We start from the raw sequence: 18,886 nt of genomic DNA on the forward strand, positions 1-18,886 counted from the left end.
AGTAAGAGTATATACACAAAAGGAAGCGTTTTCAATCATTATTTTTAAAGTATTTTACTGTTAAATGGGTCTGTCAGCGTTCGACAAAAAAGATACTAAATGAGCCGTAAAGTCGTCTAATTGGATCTGGTCTCGACTGAACGGATACCTTCCATCTCTTGTAGCAGTGACAACAATTCCTCCACTCCCTCAGACCGGGACAACTTTAGAAGCATATGAACCATCAACTGCTCACCGTTATTGATACGCTCGGCGTGAAAGCTGTGAATGGTCAGCTTTTTGTTCTCCAGCAGTTCTTTAATTTGATTCAGTACACCCGGCTCATTTTCAACTTGAACAACCACTTGCCGTGTGGACGGGGTAGCCATCTGATAAAAACGACTATGGAGCAAGGACTGAGCCGCCAAAATAAACAGCGTTACACCCGCGCCAAGCCCATACATTCCTGCACCGACAGCAATACCAATCCCGGCGGTAGTCCAGATGCCCGCAGCGGTGGTAAGCCCTTTGATTCTATTTTTTTGTGTAAAAATCATTCCTGCGCCGATAAAGCCGACTCCACTTATAACCTGTGCTGCTATTCTGGAAGGGTCCAGCGACAGGTTGGACCATACAGTCTGATCCTGAAAACCGTATTTGGATACCACCATCATAAGTGACGCCCCGATCCCGACAATGAAATGTGTGCGAATGCCGGCCTCCTTCATCCGACTTTTGCGTTCATAGCCGATTAACGCGCCGCACAATCCGGCAAACATGACTCGAATCAGGTAATCCCAATCCCACATACCTTTTTCACTCCACTATTGTTTAAGTTATGAAAAGATGTTGCCTTAATATATATAATTCATGATGCTCCGGCAAATGAGCCGTTATACAGCTGTTATTTTGTTATTACCCAAATTTTAAGGAACCTTCACTTCATGTTCGGGAAGATTGCGATGTGCCTTTCTCCCCTTGAGTAGCCACAGCTCTGGTGTATCCTGTACACCGTCTATACGCATACTAAATGCCCTTGATGGTAAATTGCGTATACGGAGCAATAGACGGTTTCCGTCTGCTGCTGCATCCACAAGCTCTAGCAGTGTTAGTGAATCATTTGTTAACTTGCGGTTCAAAGCGCGAGTTGAATCTGCGTTGTCCTCACGGCTCCAAATACGCAGCTCATCTAAAGACGGCGTAGTAATTCGCTTACTGAAAGAAATAACCACCTCATCTTCGGCTGAACGTTCCGCCCTAAGAGGTACTGGAGGCTCATCGTACATGTAGCCTCCCAGATGATATTCATAGGCAGTCCAGGCGTTGTAGTCGCCCTCCAGGGCGGTAGCCCCGAACTGCCGCGTCCACTTGCGGTCCCGAACCATCCGCGCAAGTGAACCGATATCTGCCTGCACTCCGAGGGACAGGTCCGGATAAGCGGCGCGTATGGACTGCGCGATGCGAGCATAGCCGTGAATATACTGTGGCGGCAGACGGCGGCGCATCCAGTCCGGCCAATGGGTCTGGAGTACGTGCATATCCGGAGCTACGCTCCCGATCATGGCTACCGCATCCAGGCCCTGCCATTCCCGCAGCTGACCGGGAATATCGCCACGCCCGCTCACAGCGAGCGACCATGTCGCCACGCAGATGTCCGGCCGGACATCACGCACACCGCCTGCGCCGTTCACCAGCTCATTGATGAGACTATTCACGGCGTCCACGCGCAGATCGACCCACTGCGCGTACAGCTTGGGGACCTTCCGGTAGTAATTCCGCGCATGCTTATCGCGGAAATTTGGAATGTCCTCACCGCAGCGTGCACGGAAGGCACGCTGTGCATGTGGCCCAATATCCCCGTACACTCCACTGCGCAGCCCGTTCCATTCGGGGAAATAAGGCTCCGCCACCTCAAAGCCGTCAAACGGAATATCAGTGACGAGCCGGGCAGCGGCTTTCTTTTTCCATTCCACATATTCCTGGGCAAAATGCGAAAGCCGCTGAAAGCCGTCGTTGGGCTCGCGCAGCAGCTCCATGCGCCATTCCTTCCACGCTGGCGGCAGCTGGGACACGCCAAAAGAACCGTTGCCCAGCACCATCGCCCACACTGCGATGCCTCTACGCTGAAAAGCAGCAACAAGGGCTCCATCCACTTCATTTTCACGTACAACAAAATAATGCACGGTCTGGTAGCCCGCAAGAGCGATCTCATCCGCTATGCTATCCCGCGACCGATTAGCGTAATAGGGAAACAACGGATCAATTTGAATATTGGGACCGTTCAGAGCCCAGGGTTTCATTTTTCCGATTCGTGCTATAGAGTCTGTCGATCCGGATCGCTCATCTCTCTTATTGTCCAATTCGATCCACCTCCGTCACTCACGTTTTTCCGATACTTGCTCAGAATCTACAGGTTTGGGCTATATGTTCCTACTGGTTCGCCTATGTTACCATATTTCGCAAATGGGGTGAAATGCAGCTGCTACTGTTTCATCATTAGCGTTCAGAGGTATTGGAATAACGAGTCAGGTTTAGCTTATGAACGGAATGGGAGGAATAGTCAATGGCAGAGCAGAGATTGCAAGGAAAAATAGCAGTGGTCAGTGGTGGAGGTTCAGGAATCGGCAAGGCAACCGCAATTCGTTTTGCAGAACAAGGCGCCAAGGTGGTCATGCTGGATCGGACACCTGAGCATGCAGAGGAGACCCAAGCAATCATTGAGCAGGCCGGCGGTGAAGCACTTGTGCTGGAATGTGATATTTCCAAGCCAGATATGATTCAGCAGGGGTTCGCTAAAGTCGTAGAAAGATACGGAAAGCTGGATATCGTGTTCGCCAACGCAGGCATTAATGGCACCATGGCCCCTATTGAGACCATGGAGCTGGAAGAATGGGACCGCACGATGAACATTAATCTACGCGGCACCTTCGCTACCGTTAAATATGCCGTTCCATACCTGAAGGAACGCGGCGGCAGCATTATCATCACCAGCTCCATCAACGGTAACCGAACCTTTTCGGGTATTGGGTTCTCAGCTTACGCTTCCACCAAAGCGGCGCAGGTTGCTTTTATGAAAATGGCAGCGCTGGAACTGGCACGTTACAAAATTCGGGTTAACGCGATATGCCCAGGAGCCATCGACACGAAAATTGATGATAACACGTACCCTACCGAAGACTTGAAGAAGGTACAAATTCCAGTCGAATTTCCGAAGGGCGGAGAGCATCCGCTGGAGGATGCTCCCGGTGAGCCAGAGCAGGTCGCCAATCTGGTTCTGTTTCTCGCCTCAGATGAATCATCCCATGTATCGGGTACAGAGATCTATGTAGACGGAGCAGAATCGCTGCTGCGCTAAGCATAAAGGGGATCGTTGTCCCCATATAAACTACTGTTTAGGCATTCCTAGCAGCCTTATCCCAAGTCATTACTAGTGGAAAAGGCTGCTTTTGCATGACTTGTGCATCGTTTCACAACAATTCTATAGCGCCCTGTCAGCACCATGCACAGCTCCTTTGCGAAGGCGGACATACAATCTCCCTCCTGGCAGCACCTCAAACAACAACATCAGAAGAGAAAAGAACAGCAGTGCAATGGCCTCTTCTGCCAAAATATAAACAGGGTATGGTCCCAAAACATCCAGTATCGATGGTGTCGACGGCTTTCCGGTCAGAAACATGTAGTTGGCACCGAGAGCACGGTCTACAATCCACATCATCAACGCCAAGCCATTGAGAAATAGCATAACTTTCCCTACACCCTTCCACGTCGGTCGGAGCCCTGCGATCCAGGTCATATATAGGGCAGCCAAAATAATAGCACTATGAGCTACGAAAAAATGGATAAAACGATAGTGAGGAAAGGCATAAGCCAAATTAGGCGTGAGTACGGCTTGAAGCGCTCCTCCAATTCCGGCAAAAAGGACCACCGGGTATAACCAGCGGCTGCGGAAAATAAGCATGAGGATGGACAACAGCAGTGTCACACTGCACAGCTCTAAGGGCAATGATGTCTGGACATCCCAAATATGCTGTGCCACATACCATATATTCAAAGTCACCTCTGAGAGAACGAGGACCGTAATTAATAGCCAGCGAATTCCCTCACTTACAGGCTTATTCGACCGAATCCAGCCCCGCGTTAGCCACAGCAGCACAGCGCATACAATGAGTCCCAGTATAGCTAAACCATGTGACGGAGTAAAAGCCTCGAACCTCTCCGGCGCGTACGCATCGAACCAAGACCCTGACCATAGCCAGTTCATAGAAAGCCCCCTTCGATCTCTTTCTTTTTTCGCACCTTCTATTTTATACCAAATAGTCGAATATGTTCTAGCCATCTTTCTTGCTTGTTCAATACCTTAACCTTTATGATAAAAGATATTATATTCAAAGGAGAACACTCATGCCGATTAATCGCCGACTAATTACAGATCAGGATTTCAGCGAGGCACTGGAACGTCATCTTCGTATCCGGGTATTTCAAGATGACCAATTGATTGGCTCAGGCGGGACTATAATCCGTTTTGACGATCAAACCATCGTTGTGCAGTCTAGCGTCAGTGATCTGGCTTACCATCCCAGAAAACAATGTGAGTTTTTTGAAATTAAAAAATAGCCACCACGCACCGGAGAACCCGTTTGCTTCGTTTTCCGGTGTGTAGCGGCTAAGTTTTATGGGTATTCGTCATATCTTACATGACGGTTTTAATTATAGTTGATTCCACGTGTTTTCATCATGAGTTTATTCGTAAGCACTTTCAAGTCCTCGGAAGAGGATGAAATTTCCTGCATAATAGCCGTCTCCTCATGAGCAGCCGTATAAATTTTGTGAGCACCTTCAGAGAACGCCCCTGACATTTGCTGAATACGATGAATCTGCTCAAAGGTTTGATCCACCCGATTCGTCTGCTCTGTTACGGCTTCTTCCATAGTACGAATGCTTTCGACAAATTCACGTACAATAGCGTTCAAACGGTTTAGTGTCTGATCGACAGAGCTTGTCCGTTCCGCCTCAGCACTGACCAAAGACGTTTGCTGATGCATCAACTCCACGGTCTCTACGATTTGTGACTGTACACGGCTAACGATAGCATTAATTTGCTGTACAGACTCCGTACTTTGGGCGGCAAGTGCGCGAATTTGGTGCGCCACTACAGCAAAGCCGTTCCCTTCTTCTCCCGCACGTGCCGCTTCTATGGAAGCATTCAGCGCCAACAGATGGGTTTGTTCGGCAATATCCTTCACGGTGCTTGTAATCGCTTCAATTTGTGAAGCTTCTTTTTCCAGTCGTGCAATCACCTGCTGGGAACGACTATGTGAAGCTGTCAGCTCTCCCATTCCATCCATCAGGGATGAAAATACAGTCTGCGTCGAATCCACTGAATGCTCCATATGGCCTGACAATTCCAGCATATGTCCCGATTTGTTACGCATCATTTTAAAATCGCCCAGCATTCGATCCGCTGTTTTAATTGATTGGGCAGATGCTTGCTTTTGCTGCTCCACGCCATCCAAAATATCTTCTACCACCGTAGACATGGACTCGATTTGCGCCGTAGCTTGTACAATAGCCAAGCTCAGATTTTCTGCACTTTGCGAAGTTGTTCTGGTGCTATACGAGATCTCATTGAACATATCTTTAATGTTCAGCATCAGATGCCGAAATGCATCGTACAACACTTTGATTTCATCATCTGAACGGCGCTCTGGAATTACGACAGACAGGTTGCCCGACGAAGCTTCCTCTGCCGCCTTGGCCAATCTAACAATTGGCCGTGTAAGTAATTTTGAGATCAACCAGCCCAAAATGCCACTCCACAGGACACCCAATAACAAAATGATCGAGGTGTATACCCATTCCTGTGTACCATGAGCAAGCCAGTCCTTGAGTACAAAAATAAAAAAAGCGCTTGTTCCATAGGTTATTGCTGAAATTGAGACAAATGCAGTAACCATTTTCGTACCTAGTGACATCTTCATGTACTGTAGCCCACCCCAAAAAACTCAAATTTGATTCCATTTTACCATAAAATTGCTACATTTCTAGTAGTATTTTTCACAGACACCTATATTTATAAGCATAAAGATCCAGAGCCTTAAGTCTCCTGACCTAACTACAAAAACAACATGCTATTCAGGCAGCAAACTGCGGAAAAAAAGTGGACGAATCGCGCTGCCGCTTACGTTGCAGGCCATTCGTCACATCTAAAGTAATCTATTTCTTCGCAATCCCATTTTCCATCATTGAGAATAACTGTCATCCTTTTGTTCAACAACTGCCTTTTTAACCGCTTCAATTGTGTCTATTTGGTGACTGTTTTTTTCCAGTACAGTAAACTCCCATAATCCGCTGGTCAGCTTGTCTCCTTGCTGGATATCAAAACGTTCTGAAAGCATCCAACCGCCAATCGTATATACGTCCCCGGCCTCAATATCTGTCTCCAAGCGCCGATTGACCTCATGGATAAGCGCCTGTGATTTGAGTATGTAACGATGATCATCTGTTTTTGTAATGAGTGGTGTTAGCGCTGCGGGGGTTTCAGTATCCGTATAGGAAGGAATGTCTCCAACAATCTCTTCCATAATGTCCTCTAGGGTGACAAGCCCAGACGTTCCACCATATTCATCCACCAGCACCGCTACTGGAATACGTCGTTTTTGCATCTGAATCAGCAGATCCCGAGCCTGTACCGTCTCAATCACCTGAAGTACCGGATGAATGTAAGAAGCCATCGTTGTATTTCCTGTACTATGCCCACGGGCCAAATCATGCAGAGCTTCCTTAACGCGAATCATCCCGATAATACGATCCCGGTCCCCATGTTCAGCTACAGGCAGAAAATTGTAGACCTTGTCCTCGATCAGCTCCATAAACTCGGCTACCGTTGCCTGATGAGAGATGGAACGGATGTGGATGCGTGGTACCATAATTTCCTGCGCCGCACGGTCATCAAAATCAAATACATTATTCAGGTATCGATATTCTGTCGGTGTAATTTCACCACTACGAAAGCCTTCAGATAACGCTAGTCGAAGCTCAGCTTCACTGAGTGCTGCATCTTCTTCAGATACCTTTTTCAGCCCAAAAAGCCCCGTAATGACACGTGAAGAACGACTGAGCACCCAATTCAGGGGATACGTTATTTTATAGAATACCGTAATCGGACGGGCAAAAAACAATGCCATCGGTTCGGCAATTTGTATGGCAAAGGTTTTGGGTACCAGTTCCCCGACGACCACCTCGAAATAGGTCAAAATCAGAAACGCCAGCAAAAAGGAGAGTACTCCCGTTAGTCCAGCCGGAATATGCGCCAACACAAACAGGGGATGTAGCAGCTTCTCAACTGTAGATTCTCCTAACCAGCCTAGCGCCATTGAAGTTAGTGTTGTACCAAGCTGACAAGCGGATAAGTACTCATCGAGCCGAGACAGAATATTTTTAACGGCTTTCGCGTTTTTATTGCCCTCTGAGGCCAATTGATTGATACGAGATACCCGCACACGAATAATGGAATACTCTGAGGCCACAAAAAAAGCAGTTAAGGTGATAAGTAAAATAACTAGAATGATATTTATCGTTTCCATAGCCCTCTCTTACTCCGTTGATGACGAAGCAAGAAGCACCCCCTTTGACATTCATTTTTGGATGGAATCATAACGAGAGTAATGATGTCCATAATCGTGTATTACCCAAAAATGACAAGGAGTAGACTATGTACGACTTGGTTAACGAATCGCCAGTGGACTCTTTTGCACAATATCTATCCATTGATCAGCTATCAACTGATGCCCAACCGCTGTCGGATGAACCCCGTCATGCAGCCAATAGGAGGCGTCCGCCTTGGTAGCAGCTTCGTTCAACATGCTCTGGAGCGGCACAAATACGGCCCCATATTTGTCGGCAAGTTGACGTACAATACGCTGGTAGCCCGTTATTTTTTCTTGCCAAATGTCCCAGCGCGCCTCGGTAGCTCCCGTTTTCAAAATAAACGGCTCACACAGCACCAGCCCGGTATCAGGCATCACTTCACGTGTCTCCTCCAGCAGGTGGCAATAGGCTCGTTCAAATCGGTCCGTCACCCCGGACGGCTCCTGCTCCACAATCCGCCAGGCATCGTTCACTCCGATTAGAATACTGAGCAAGTTCGGCTGTAGACTAAACGTGTCTTCATTCCAACGTGCATACAAATCCGAAACCCGATCCCCCGAAACTCCCCGGTTGACAAATTCCGGCTGTGTATCAGCCAGTCGACTCCCAAGTGCCCCAGCGATCAGATACACATAGCTCTGACCCAGCCAATGGTTCGCGTCCTCATTCCGTCCCCTTCCTCCGTCTGTAATGGAATCTCCTTGAAAAAGAATACGTGTGTGTCCTGTACTCGACATTTCGATTGTCCTCCTCGTAATTTCCAATAATACCCTTATCATACCTCGTATTTTCCGAATTGGAAAGCGGTTTCAGGAATTGGGAGAGTTATAGCCACTATGCAGGCGGAATGGTGCTTTCCATTGCTTGTACAGCACCATTCCACCTACTCCGTTTTTATATTGATTTTTCGATTTCAGACCGCTCGGTACTTACACACCTCGCGAAAATTACAACCCCCGCATACTCTGCGAGAAGGCATCGGTGTGAAGAAAGACTCGGGCTTGGGTCGATTATAGTAATCGTCATCAAGGCAGGACTTCATTTCCTCGATGTAACGTCCTACATTGCCAACTACCTTGTCGATATCCTCTGGTGTGGGGCGATATACTTCATGCTCTCCTGTCATCAAATACTCCACACGTACCTCGATCTTCTCCAAAGGAAGCTGATAGTGCTCCTGTACATAGGAAGCATACAAAAAAAGTTGGTCGGAAAAATCGCCTTCCTTACCTGTTTTCCAATCCACGATGACCATGTCTCCATTGTCTCTACGGTAGAGCAAATCCATTTTGACATATACTTTCGTCTCATGAAGGAGCATCGTATCCCACTTCTCCACTTCTACAATTCGGGCCTTTCCCTGTTGCAGTTCACGCCAAACCGCAGTACGGTACAAATTGTGTACCACCGCGTGCTGTCGCTCCTTAATCCGGGCAATCCGTTCCGGAAGCACTTCATCGTCGTAATAAATCTCTGCCAGCATAACCCGATTTTTGGGATCTTGTAGCCATACCTCACGGTGTAATGATTCCTTGTAGCTGTCATTCAACATGTTCTTCATAGCTGTCTCCAGAAATGCTGTGCGCGGGACAGCCCCTTTTTCCATCCACCCGCGTATGACCGATTCACACATTTGGTGCGTAATATTCCCGAATAAAATATATAAGTTGCTCAGTTGCTTAAGCCGATACAACGTAACTTGCTCTTCAGTGCCCTGTGCCGAATTCCAGCCGTTATGCGAGCCGTAATAATGATAATAGTATTTGCGTAAGCATTCGTCGAACGTTTGGGCCCTCGATTGTGAATAGGACCAGGACGGATATATTGCCATGACAGGCCCTCCTTCATTAGAACTTCCATCTCTTTATTATAACGCATGCCTAAGCTGTATCGGTCATAAAAACGACAAAAGACTTTAACCCATAGGTTAAAGTCTTTGACTGACTAGTTAGTATTCTCGCTACGAGTCCGTTCAGCATTGATCAATTCACTTACATTAACAGCACCATCCTCACGGACGTTGACTACGAGTACTGGAGTTCCCAGCATTCCGCTGATCCACTCCTTGTAATCATCCACATGATCATTGGGAAGAATCGTCAAGATCACACCAGCAAAGCCACCACCATGTACCCTGCATGCGCTATTATCAATTGATTTTAAATACATTTCCGTTAAAGCCAGGGCAACCGATACGTCTTGTTCCCGATCAATCCCACTTCTATATACATTCTGTAGCCATTTCCATGAAGAATTACCGGATTCGGTAATGAGCTTTAAGAAATCAGAAAAGCGCCCTTCCTCCAGCGATTTCACTTGCTCATCCACACGCTTATTTTCTTCAAAAAAATGCAAAGCACGAAGCACTGCCCGATCCCCAGCTTTTTCCCTGACCATCTTGAGATTGGCATACAGATTCTCAGGCGATAAGTCACGGCAAACTGAAGCGCCCAAAGACTGAGCCACTGCCCGCATTTCGTTCGGCACCGCTGCGTAATCATCGGTTAAATCAGCATGATTTCCACCTGTATTTACAATAACCAGGGAGTAGCCGTTTTGTTCAAAATTCCAATGGACTGGATTGATGATCGGTTCCTTGGGATTTTCAAAATCAATGGAAATCAAACCGCCATATGCGCAAGCCATCTGATCGAGCAGCCCTGAAGGCTTGTTCCAATAGACGTTTTCCGCATACTGACCAATTTTGGATTTAGCAACAGTATCTAACGCTCCCTCGTTATAAAAATGATTTAATATCGTGCATATCAACATTTCAAACGAAGCGGAAGAGCTTAATCCTGAAGCAGAGAATACATTACTTGATATATAAGCTTGGAAGCCTCCGATACGATACCCGAATTCAAGCAAACCAGCTGCAATGCCACGGACCAGCAACATCGTACCGTCATCCTCCGGTTTTGGTGCCAAGTCGTTTAAATCAATGACGTATTTCGTTTTGTAGCCTTCAGAAAAGAATGTTATAACGGATTCCTCTACTTTAGTAGCTACAGCGATCGTATCAAGTGTAATACTGCCTGCCAGCACCCTCCCGTGGTTGTGGTCTGTATGATTCCCTCCAATTTCGCAGCGCCCCGGAGCACTAAACAGTTCAATATCCCCTACACCAAAATGCTCCTGATACGCCTGTATAAGTGATTGATATCGAGAGGTTTGCTCGGAAATTTGTTGTTGGCCGTACATCCGTGCGAGAACAATCTGTCCCTCGCTAGAATTCAATAGCTCCATATCTTTCATCGTATATCCCCCTACTTGTATGTCTGTTTCCACGCAGAATGATGCTTTAATTATCTCAATTTTCCGTGTGTAAAAGTATGGCACAATTTTAATCTGTAAGCGCTTATTTTAATCGCTTTTATGAGCATTTTACCAATATAACTAAAAAAGAACCAGCCCCTAATCCGGGCTGGTTCCTGTATTTACACCTGATTCATTCCATACACTAACCGTTAAGAAGAAGAATGGTGTTCTGGATTTCTTTTTTAATCGCGTTTCAGCACATATTCTCCAGCATTGTTACGAGTTACAGTAGCGCCAAGTGCCTCTGCAACAGATTTGAAAGGAACATACAATGTGCCATATTCATCCGTATATGGAGCTTGCGGCAACGTCAATGTGCTTCCTTCCAGTACAGCCTGCTTGGAGCCACTTTTTAGCTTAATCGTCTTACCAGTAATATCATCAATTACAGTTGTTTGTTTGGCAGCCGCATCCCATTTTAATTCTGAGCTCAATTCGCCTGTCAGTTCACGCAATGGGATGAAAGCCGTACCTCCACGATTCTCCAATACGTAGTAATCGTCTTTAGGATCGAAAATTGTTTCTACTTTTGTAATTTCCAAATCATTTTTTAAAATGTTGTAGATCGGAGAATTCGCTTCAAAATTGCGCAGTGTCGCTCCCGGTGTTAATTCAGCTTGTGCATTCAAGTCAATAACGCCGTTAGAAAGATCTACTTTATCGGCCGTTACACTACCATTGACGTTCCATGATTGGGTCTCGGTCAGAACGGTAAAGGACTTCACCGGAAGATCGTCTACATCTGGCAATGCAACTGTCAGGTCTGTCAGCGCTTTGCGAACATTTCCTTTTTCATCAAAATACATGTCGCTTTTCAGCACAGTGTTTGCACTCAGAACTGTTTTGATTTCAGGTGCCTCTGCATACATAGTGCTGACTCCTACATCATACTGTGCCACAGCCAAGTCCAAATACTTTTTAACCTCAGTGTAAGCCTCGTTGACCAGCTTTTCTTTGTTTTCATTCAGTTCTGTTGTTACTTTATCACTACCCTCAATTGCTATGCTGGAAGCGATAGTTTTAGTCATATCAATAGCTTGACCGATCAATTCTTTTAAGCCAGCTTCATCCTTGGCCAGATTCGCCAGGAATGGTTTTACCAATGCAACCAGTTCATCACCGCGCAGTTCTGTATGGAGACGAGTCAGTTTCACCTTGTCTTTTTCACCGTATACTTCTTCGGTTACAGACGTTGCAGAAATGGTCGAAGGGTTAGGGGCATGCTTGAGCATAAGTGCAGCGGCTGTTTTGGTCAGATCTCTCACGTCTTTGGAATATACATACGGATCAAACCCGGCAGGCAGACCACTCAAACTCTCTTGCGAGTTCAAAGATATGTAATAAGGTTTTTTGGCACCTTCCAGATGAATAGCCATACCTTGGCGATCCAAAGCAAGCTCAAATGGCAAATTATACTTATCAATATGCAAAGTACCCTTGGCGGAAGCAACTTCCTCCGATTGTACCTTGGCTTCATCTACAGTCACCGAAATCGAATTAATCAAATCTATGATTTGTTGATCTCCTTGCGTGATACCTTCTTTTGGAGTCAACTTAAGAGAAATTTTCTCCGTTGACTGCTGGGATTTCACATCAAGTGTTCCCAATAAATTTTTACTTACATCAAATCCGCCTACTGCCTGGCAACCTGTCAAAGCTACCATTAACAGAATAAGAGGGACGGCAATCCATTTTTTTATATTCATATTAATCCCCTTTCAAGATATTTCCGTTATCTCTTCTATTATCTCAGTGTTGATACGCATTGTAAATGAGTAGAATGGAAAATAGAGCTAGTTATTTAGGATCAATTTTCAGCCTGAAGCATCCGGTAAGCCAGAAGTGCCATTTCCAGACAGCGACGTTTGTCAGAGTCTGCCAAATTCCCTTCTACGATTTCATTAATTTTATCCAGCCGATTATAAAGAGTCTGCCTATGAATATACAAAATTCCGGCGGTATCACGCTTGGAGCCATGGCATTGAAAGTAGGCATCCAGGGTATCCAGAAGCTGCATATGATGCTCACGATCATGCGCAATCAACTCACCCAAATGGTCCTGTACAAATTCTTGTAGAAAAGGAATTCGAGGCACCGCCTTCAACAATTGATAGATTCCGATGCTGTCGTAAAATAGCCGATCCTTCATGACCGGGACGCTTCGCGCGACTTCAATGACCTGATATGCCTCTTCAAAACTGCGGTCCGTCCCTGTCATGCGGTGCCTTACCTTACCAAAGCCTGCATGAATGCGCACTTTATCAAGCTGTCCTGCGGCATAGTTCTGAATATATTGAACCGTATGGGCCAGCACTTTTTTCATCTGCGCTATGGAACGCAGCGTTAATTCCTCCTTTGCACAAAGGATGTAGCATTGACTTCCCTTCATCATCAACAGATTGTGCAACGCTTCTTTTTTCAACAGAGAACGAAGCAGCACTAATACATCCTGATTGATGGATTCCTTGCGCACCTGACTTGCGTCCTTGTCCTGATGCTCTACCTCGATGACTCCTGCCCAAAATAAATACCGCCCCTTCGTTAACAATCGCAGTCCCATCCGGGTCTGGGCCTGTTCTTCATTGGGAAGCTGGCCGTTCAATACATCCTGAATCAGTTCATTTTGATTACGTAGCAATCGGTCTTCAAGAAACTGTGTTCTCAGTACCAATGTAGCAGCTGCCTTGGCTGTGTAATCAATGAGCAGCGACATTTCTTCCGTCGGCATTTCATTATGCAGTACTACACCTACAGCGGAAAACACCTGACCGAAGCATACAACAGGCTGAAACAAGACAGCAGTGGATTCATTCAGGTGAAACAGCAGGTGCCCTTCACGATCGGCAGTCATACTTGTTTCCACTTCATGGGCATAAAAATCTGCAATATGGTCTGCCACATCCGGCTGGACGGAGGGTACAAATCGATTGGTATCAATGGAGGACATGTAGATGACCTGCCGGGCAGCATAGTCATGAAGCACACGCAAGAGGGCGTTCATATCGGTGCTGCGTAGGGTTTCCTGCTGAAGCTGACGTGAAAATCGCTCCAGATCTTTTAATAGTTCATGATGTCGGTTAATAAGTAGAGAGTGAATATCTTGTGTAATTTCAACAAAACGCACCGGCTGCTCAAATACGATGACCGGGAAGTGATGCTGTTCCGCCAACTCCAGTATTTCAGGGGGGATCTCATAGATGCTCGTGCCCAGCTCCACACACAATCCCGCAGCTTCCGAGCGGATCAGCTGCTCCATATACTCGGCGCGCTCTTCCCCCTTCCGGATTAACCACAGGCCGGTCGTCAAAATCAGGTCATGACGGCTCACAAAGGGGGATACATTTGTGATTTCTAGCACATGAACCCAACCCACACGGCGATTTACGCCCTGTTCCCCCGCTGCCAGCTTCGCCCGCCGGAAAACAGGACGTTCCAGCACATCCGCAATGGTAAATGTTTTTTTACCTTTCATCGGCATTCTCCTTATGTGTATGTTTCTATGTCATTTTATATGACATATATTCATCAAAAAGTCGAGCCTTTAAGTCAGATAATCCGACAAAATGTATGATGCGAAGGAGTCGCTCCCCTTGTAAACTGTACCTAATCTAACACGAATTGCATTTATCGGCTTGAGTCCATGTAACTAATCAGCAGACTGCACAAATGATAGTGCCATTTTCTGCACTCGTTTGGTCGTATCCAACACTAAAACATAGCAGACATAGCTGCCCTAGAACAATGCTTGGCTGTTGGATAACACGATCAACAAACATTGATTCTGCAGCGTAGCTGCCCTAAAAACAATCATTTGCCGTTGGATAACAATTATTTTTAGGAGAGGTGAGACGAATGAGAATTGGGGTTCCGAAAGAGATTAAAAACAATGAAAATCGTGTCGCTCTGACACCTGCGGGTGCTGCTCAAATGATTCAACACGGACATCAAGTGTTTGTAGAAAGCCATGCAGGGGTTGAAAGCGGCTTTACAGACGGAGATTATGCCACTGCGGGTGCTACCCTGGTGCAGCAAGCCGCAGATGTGTGGTCCCAGGCGGATCTGATTATCAAAGTAAAAGAGCCGCTCCCCTCTGAATACGGGTATTTTCGGCCAGGTTTGATTTTGTTCACCTATCTGCATCTGGCTGCCGAGCCCGCACTGGCCCGGGCTTTAACAGACAACGGCGTAGCCGCCATTTCCTATGAGACGCTAGATGTGGAAGGAAGCTTACCGTTGCTTACCCCCATGAGCGAGGTTGCAGGCCGAATGGCTGTACAAATCGGAGCACAGCTGTTGGAAAAACCAAAAGGCGGTAAAGGCATCCTACTGGCAGGTGTGCCGGGGGTCAAACGCGGTAAAGTGACTATTATTGGGGGAGGGGTGGTCGGCACCAATGCTGCCAAGGTCGCTATCGGTCTCGGGGCAGATGTGACACTAATCGATCTGAGCCTGCCAAGATTGCGCCAACTGGACGATATTTTTGGCAATCAGCTCCATACGCTGGTGTCCACCCCCTCCAACATTGCTGAAGCCGTGGCGCAAAGTGATTTGCTGATCGGTGCTGTCCTGATTACCGGTGCCAAAGCCCCGCGGCTTGTCACAGAGGCCATGGTGCAGACGATGCAACCCGGTTCAGTCATCGTCGATGTCGCCATTGACCAAGGTGGCATTGTTGAGACGATTGACCACATCACGACACATGATCAGCCAACCTATGTAAAGCATGGCGTCATTCACTATGCAGTGGCGAACATGCCAGGCGCGGTACCGCAAACCTCTACGCTCGCTCTGACCAACGCAACGCTCCCCTTTGCTCTCCAACTTGCAGATCTTGGTGTGCAAGAGGCGCTTCGCAGAAGCAAGCCGCTGCTTAGCGGTGCCAATGTCCTGAATGGACATATCACCTACGAAGCAGTCGCCCGTGATCTGGGGTATCCTTATGTTCCTGTGGAACAGGCATGGCAGACCAAAACCTTACAATAGAAAAAAGCAGCACAAAGAACCATACACTTTTCCCAGTAGGGATTGAAGTGTATGGTTCTTTGTATGCTAACTACATCTAACATATTTAACCGCATTTAGACGGCTTCTGACGAAAGGAACATTTGGAGACGGCGATAAATATCCGTGATTTCTTCCAACGACATGCGCACCAGTCCACTAGACGAAGGTGCCACAAATTCATGCATTTCGGGGATTAGCGGTTCAGGCTGGAATCCCCAATCTGCTTTGGATTTTTTACTATATTCGGTGTACACGCCTTTGCCGACAAAGCAAGCGACCTTCGGGCGGTACTCCATTAGCTTCGCATGCAGCTTCAGACGTCCTTCGGCGTACTCCTCTCGTGTGATGTCCTCCACTCCCCTAGTGGGACGAGAGACAATGTTGGTAAAACCGTAGCCTAGCTTTAGCAACTCTCGATCTTCCGATGGATCGTATAAGCGAGGCGTCAAGCCGGCCCCCTCCAGTATGCGCCAAAAGCGGTTGCGCGGATTAGCGTAATGATGTCCTACCTCGCCTGATTTCAAGCTGGGATTAAAGCCGATAAATACAACGGATAATCCATAGTCGAGATGATCATCTACCTCGTGTAGTTCTGTCTCTGGTTCTGTCATCGGGCCCCTCCTTCCTCAAACCATATCCAGCGGCTGCTTCCTCGTTGGTGGAGGAAAAGCTTCGTCTATTTGTTGAAGTTGTTCAGGGGTGAGCTGAATGCTCGCCGCCGCTGCATTTTCTCGTACATGCGATTCTTGTACCGCCTTGGGAATTGCCCATACATCACCGTCCCGTATGACCCATGCGAGTGCGATTTGCGATGGAGTTACTCCGTGGCTGGCAGCAATGTCTACCATAACAGGATGGTCCAGCAGTCCTCGACGCAGGCGTCCCCCTTGAGCAATCGGGCAATAGGCCATTACAGGTACACCATGCGTACGGCTCCAAGGAAGCAGATCATATTCGATACCTCGCGAAGCCGCGTGATACAGCACTTGGTTGACAGCACAGGCTTCGCCATTACTCAGGCTCCATAGCTCCTCCATATCGGACTTGTCCAGATTGGACACGCCCCAGCTACGGATTTTGCCTTGCTCACGCAGTTTTTCCATGCCTTGTATTGTTTCTTGCAGTGGAATATTTCCGCGCCAATGCAGCAGATACATATCCACGTATTCGGTTCCCATTCGGGTTAGGCTCGCTTCGCAGGCTTGAGCCAATCCTTGACGGTCCGCATGATGAGGGTAGGCTTTGCTGACGAGATACACATCATCCCGGCGGCCCCGAATGGCCTCCCCGACGATCTCTTCTGCGCCGCCCTCCGCATACATTTCAGCCGTGTCCACCAGCGTCATACCCAGCTCGAAGCCAAGTTGAAGCGCACGCACCTCCTCCTGCCGAAGTGAGGCTTTTTCGCCCATATTCCACGTCCCCTGCCCGATGAGTGGTACTTCACGACCGTCCGTCCATGTAATCTCACTTTTCTTATGTTGACTCAACTACATTCCCTCCTTAGGAGCCTGGTGTCACAGGCTTGTCAAATACATGACTCTGCGTCCAGTGCTGACCGCCATCCGAGGTGGTATATAGGATCGGGGCCTGCTCTGAATCTGAGAAAATAGCCCAGCCTTCCTTGGCATTGGCCATCCCGATTTGCTGATTGCCATAACCCTCAAAGCCTTGCTTGCCATTGTTCCACGTCTTGCCACCGTCAGTTGTCCAACCAATCGTATTAGGCTTGTCGCACGGTACACAATAGCCTCCCATCAATGCGGTACTGCTGTTAACTGCATAGAGCATGCCTGGTGCCGTCCCTTCATTTTTGGCAACCTGATTGTCTTGCTGGCCAATACCCGGTGCCGGACCGCCGCCAGCGGTGGAATTTGCCAGTACAGTGCGCCAGCTTTGTCCACTATCAGCCGTATGCCAAAGCGAATACGACGTCTGATTCATCCCCGTGTCTCCAACCAGCTCAATCCATGCGTTGCCCCGTTCTACCGAACGAATAGTTACTCCGTTCAGAGGCCCTTCGGTTGTTCGTGACATGACAGGGGTCCAATTTTGGCCTCCGTTAACGGTGTGTAAAATCTGGAATGAGCGTTCTGTGCTCTGAGTTACCGCCCAGCCGTTTTGCCGATCATGATAATATGGCTGTCCTACTATGTGGCTAGGTACGGGGAGCGGAGACCAGCTTTGTCCACCATCTTTGGTATATTGATTGCCACTGAATCCTTCCTTGGATGATACAAAGTGTAAAAAGCCCGCTTGTCCTTGCTCAGGCACAGTCCCGACAGCTTCCCAACGCTTGCCGCCATCGAGAGTTGCCAGCAGTGAACCGCTATCTTCCATAACAGCCCAGGCCTGCTGTCCATTCAAGGCAAAAATCTGTTGAACCGTACCTTTGCCTTGATACTGCACATTCCAAGCTGAACCGACTGAACCGGATGGAGCCGCATCTGTTCGGGCAATCCATCCATTACCGCCGATCCAGCCGGATTGGCCGTCGATTAATCGCAGCGCGGTAATATTGTCCATGCGGACGTTCGCTATACTAGCATCTGTCGTTGATTGCCCTCCTGTCTCCACTGCTTTGTCAGTGCTGGACGGAGATGTGCTATTTTTACCGTCAGAAGTAGTCTGCTGTTCCGGTGTATCCACAGTGGCTCCCGAACCATTGACTTGTGACGCTGCAGAATCCTTTGGTTTGTTCTGAGCTGTTTGTCCTGTTTGTGAATTTGATTCACACCCCGCTGCTACTAGGGCTACGGCGAGCAAAAGCACCCAAACCGATGTTTTTTTCTTCATTTTGTTCATCCCCTTATGTTGTTGATATACTTGCTGCGCGGGTATGGTACTCACAGCAAAGCATATTCTATGTATTACTCTGCTGTATTGGTTTCACTCTTGCGGTGAATATACGATACTGACTGCATGCGAATCCTGTATG

16 protein-coding genes are annotated in these 18,886 nt (G+C 47.6%); 3 read left to right on the forward strand and 13 right to left on the reverse strand.

Annotated features, from left to right (window positions below):
• Positions 1 to 116: 116 nt before the first annotated feature.
• Complete coding sequence (locus tag C0638_RS02495; RefSeq protein WP_058711165.1) at positions 117 to 788, reverse strand: MgtC/SapB family protein; 672 nt, start codon at positions 786 to 788, stop codon at positions 117 to 119.
• A gap of 117 nt (positions 789 to 905) precedes the next feature.
• Positions 906 to 2,339 carry an N-acyl-D-glucosamine 2-epimerase gene (locus tag C0638_RS02500; protein WP_102163322.1) on the reverse strand — a complete coding sequence of 478 codons (1,434 nt, stop codon included), beginning with the start codon at positions 2,337 to 2,339 and terminating at the stop codon, positions 906 to 908.
• 203 nt (positions 2,340 to 2,542) lie between these two features.
• Here C0638_RS02500 and C0638_RS02505 point away from each other — a divergent pair, with 203 nt between their 5' ends.
• Positions 2,543 to 3,334: an SDR family oxidoreductase gene (locus C0638_RS02505; protein ID WP_025675500.1), complete on the forward strand. Its 792-nt coding sequence runs from the start codon at positions 2,543 to 2,545 to the stop codon at positions 3,332 to 3,334.
• A gap of 123 nt (positions 3,335 to 3,457) precedes the next feature.
• Here the strand turns inward: C0638_RS02505 and C0638_RS02510 are convergent, their stop codons facing one another.
• Positions 3,458 to 4,240, reverse strand: coding sequence for a YwaF family protein (locus C0638_RS02510; RefSeq protein ID WP_058711163.1), 783 nt, complete (start codon positions 4,238 to 4,240; stop codon positions 3,458 to 3,460).
• A gap of 140 nt (positions 4,241 to 4,380) precedes the next feature.
• On the opposite strand from C0638_RS02510, the gene C0638_RS02515 reads away from it, so the two are divergent.
• The gene (locus tag C0638_RS02515) at positions 4,381 to 4,593 is read left to right on the forward strand and encodes a hypothetical protein (protein ID WP_025675499.1); all 213 of its coding nucleotides are present in this window, start codon (positions 4,381 to 4,383) and stop codon (positions 4,591 to 4,593) included.
• A gap of 89 nt (positions 4,594 to 4,682) precedes the next feature.
• On the opposite strand, the gene C0638_RS02520 is transcribed toward C0638_RS02515, so the two are convergent.
• The 7 genes from C0638_RS02520 to C0638_RS02550 all read right to left on the reverse strand — a co-directional run bounded on the left by C0638_RS02520 (position 4,683) and on the right by C0638_RS02550 (position 14,416).
• Positions 4,683 to 5,957: a methyl-accepting chemotaxis protein gene (locus tag C0638_RS02520; RefSeq protein WP_025675498.1), complete on the reverse strand. Its 1,275-nt coding sequence runs from the start codon at positions 5,955 to 5,957 to the stop codon at positions 4,683 to 4,685.
• Between the two features lie 261 nt (positions 5,958 to 6,218).
• A complete protein-coding gene (locus tag C0638_RS02525) occupies positions 6,219 to 7,562 on the reverse strand; it encodes a hemolysin family protein (protein WP_058711162.1) in 1,344 nt (447 codons plus the stop codon).
• A 141-nt stretch (positions 7,563 to 7,703) separates the two neighbouring features.
• Positions 7,704 to 8,363: an SGNH/GDSL hydrolase family protein gene (locus C0638_RS02530; protein ID WP_040101980.1), complete on the reverse strand. Its 660-nt coding sequence runs from the start codon at positions 8,361 to 8,363 to the stop codon at positions 7,704 to 7,706.
• Positions 8,364 to 8,539: 176 nt separating this feature from the next.
• Entirely contained in the window at positions 8,540 to 9,457 is a 918-nt protein-coding gene (locus C0638_RS02535) for a RecB family exonuclease (RefSeq protein WP_025675495.1), read from the reverse strand.
• 113 nt (positions 9,458 to 9,570) lie between these two features.
• Positions 9,571 to 10,881 (reverse strand): galactokinase, encoded by a 1,311-nt coding sequence (locus C0638_RS02540; RefSeq protein ID WP_058711161.1) that lies wholly within the window; start codon positions 10,879 to 10,881, stop codon positions 9,571 to 9,573.
• 245 nt (positions 10,882 to 11,126) lie between these two features.
• A complete protein-coding gene (locus C0638_RS02545) occupies positions 11,127 to 12,650 on the reverse strand; it encodes a copper amine oxidase N-terminal domain-containing protein (protein WP_013369695.1) in 1,524 nt (507 codons plus the stop codon).
• Positions 12,651 to 12,751: 101 nt separating this feature from the next.
• Positions 12,752 to 14,416, reverse strand: coding sequence for a PucR family transcriptional regulator (locus tag C0638_RS02550; RefSeq protein ID WP_013369694.1), 1,665 nt, complete (start codon positions 14,414 to 14,416; stop codon positions 12,752 to 12,754).
• 380 nt (positions 14,417 to 14,796) lie between these two features.
• On the opposite strand from C0638_RS02550, the gene ald reads away from it, so the two are divergent.
• On the forward strand, positions 14,797 to 15,927 hold the full coding sequence (gene ald, locus C0638_RS02555; protein ID WP_013369693.1) for an alanine dehydrogenase: 1,131 nt from the start codon (positions 14,797 to 14,799) through the stop codon (positions 15,925 to 15,927).
• A 95-nt stretch (positions 15,928 to 16,022) separates the two neighbouring features.
• Here the strand turns inward: ald and C0638_RS02560 are convergent, their stop codons facing one another.
• Genes C0638_RS02560 through C0638_RS02570 form a run of 3 tightly spaced genes read right to left on the reverse strand, consistent with a single transcriptional unit; the run spans position 16,023 to position 18,744 of the window.
• Positions 16,023 to 16,559: a mismatch-specific DNA-glycosylase gene (locus C0638_RS02560; protein ID WP_013369692.1), complete on the reverse strand. Its 537-nt coding sequence runs from the start codon at positions 16,557 to 16,559 to the stop codon at positions 16,023 to 16,025.
• A gap of 15 nt (positions 16,560 to 16,574) precedes the next feature.
• Positions 16,575 to 17,438: an aldo/keto reductase gene (locus C0638_RS02565; RefSeq protein ID WP_058711159.1), complete on the reverse strand. Its 864-nt coding sequence runs from the start codon at positions 17,436 to 17,438 to the stop codon at positions 16,575 to 16,577.
• 13 nt (positions 17,439 to 17,451) lie between these two features.
• Complete coding sequence (locus tag C0638_RS02570; RefSeq protein ID WP_058711158.1) at positions 17,452 to 18,744, reverse strand: WD40/YVTN/BNR-like repeat-containing protein; 1,293 nt, start codon at positions 18,742 to 18,744, stop codon at positions 17,452 to 17,454.
• Positions 18,745 to 18,886: the final 142 nt, after the last annotated feature.

Source organism: Paenibacillus sp. lzh-N1, from assembly GCF_002872435.1.
Lineage (GTDB): Bacteria > Bacillota > Bacilli > Paenibacillales > Paenibacillaceae > Paenibacillus > Paenibacillus polymyxa_C.

Coding starts and splice junctions, on each gene's coding strand:
- C0638_RS02505 (WP_025675500.1), top strand. CDS start 2,543: ATGGCAGAGCAGAGATTGCAAGGAAAAATAGCAGTGGTCAGTGGTGGA.
- C0638_RS02545 (WP_013369695.1), bottom strand. CDS start 12,650: ATGAATATAAAAAAATGGATTGCCGTCCCTCTTATTCTGTTAATGGTA.
- ald (WP_013369693.1), top strand. CDS start 14,797: ATGAGAATTGGGGTTCCGAAAGAGATTAAAAACAATGAAAATCGTGTC.
- C0638_RS02540 (WP_058711161.1), bottom strand. CDS start 10,881: ATGAAAGATATGGAGCTATTGAATTCTAGCGAGGGACAGATTGTTCTC.
- C0638_RS02550 (WP_013369694.1), bottom strand. CDS start 14,416: ATGAAAGGTAAAAAAACATTTACCATTGCGGATGTGCTGGAACGTCCT.
- C0638_RS02535 (WP_025675495.1), bottom strand. CDS start 9,457: ATGGCAATATATCCGTCCTGGTCCTATTCACAATCGAGGGCCCAAACG.
- C0638_RS02510 (WP_058711163.1), bottom strand. CDS start 4,240: ATGAACTGGCTATGGTCAGGGTCTTGGTTCGATGCGTACGCGCCGGAG.
- C0638_RS02560 (WP_013369692.1), bottom strand. CDS start 16,559: ATGACAGAACCAGAGACAGAACTACACGAGGTAGATGATCATCTCGAC.
- C0638_RS02515 (WP_025675499.1), top strand. CDS start 4,381: ATGCCGATTAATCGCCGACTAATTACAGATCAGGATTTCAGCGAGGCA.
- C0638_RS02495 (WP_058711165.1), bottom strand. CDS start 788: ATGTGGGATTGGGATTACCTGATTCGAGTCATGTTTGCCGGATTGTGC.
- C0638_RS02520 (WP_025675498.1), bottom strand. CDS start 5,957: ATGAAGATGTCACTAGGTACGAAAATGGTTACTGCATTTGTCTCAATT.
- C0638_RS02570 (WP_058711158.1), bottom strand. CDS start 18,744: ATGAAGAAAAAAACATCGGTTTGGGTGCTTTTGCTCGCCGTAGCCCTA.
- C0638_RS02525 (WP_058711162.1), bottom strand. CDS start 7,562: ATGGAAACGATAAATATCATTCTAGTTATTTTACTTATCACCTTAACT.
- C0638_RS02530 (WP_040101980.1), bottom strand. CDS start 8,363: ATGTCGAGTACAGGACACACACGTATTCTTTTTCAAGGAGATTCCATT.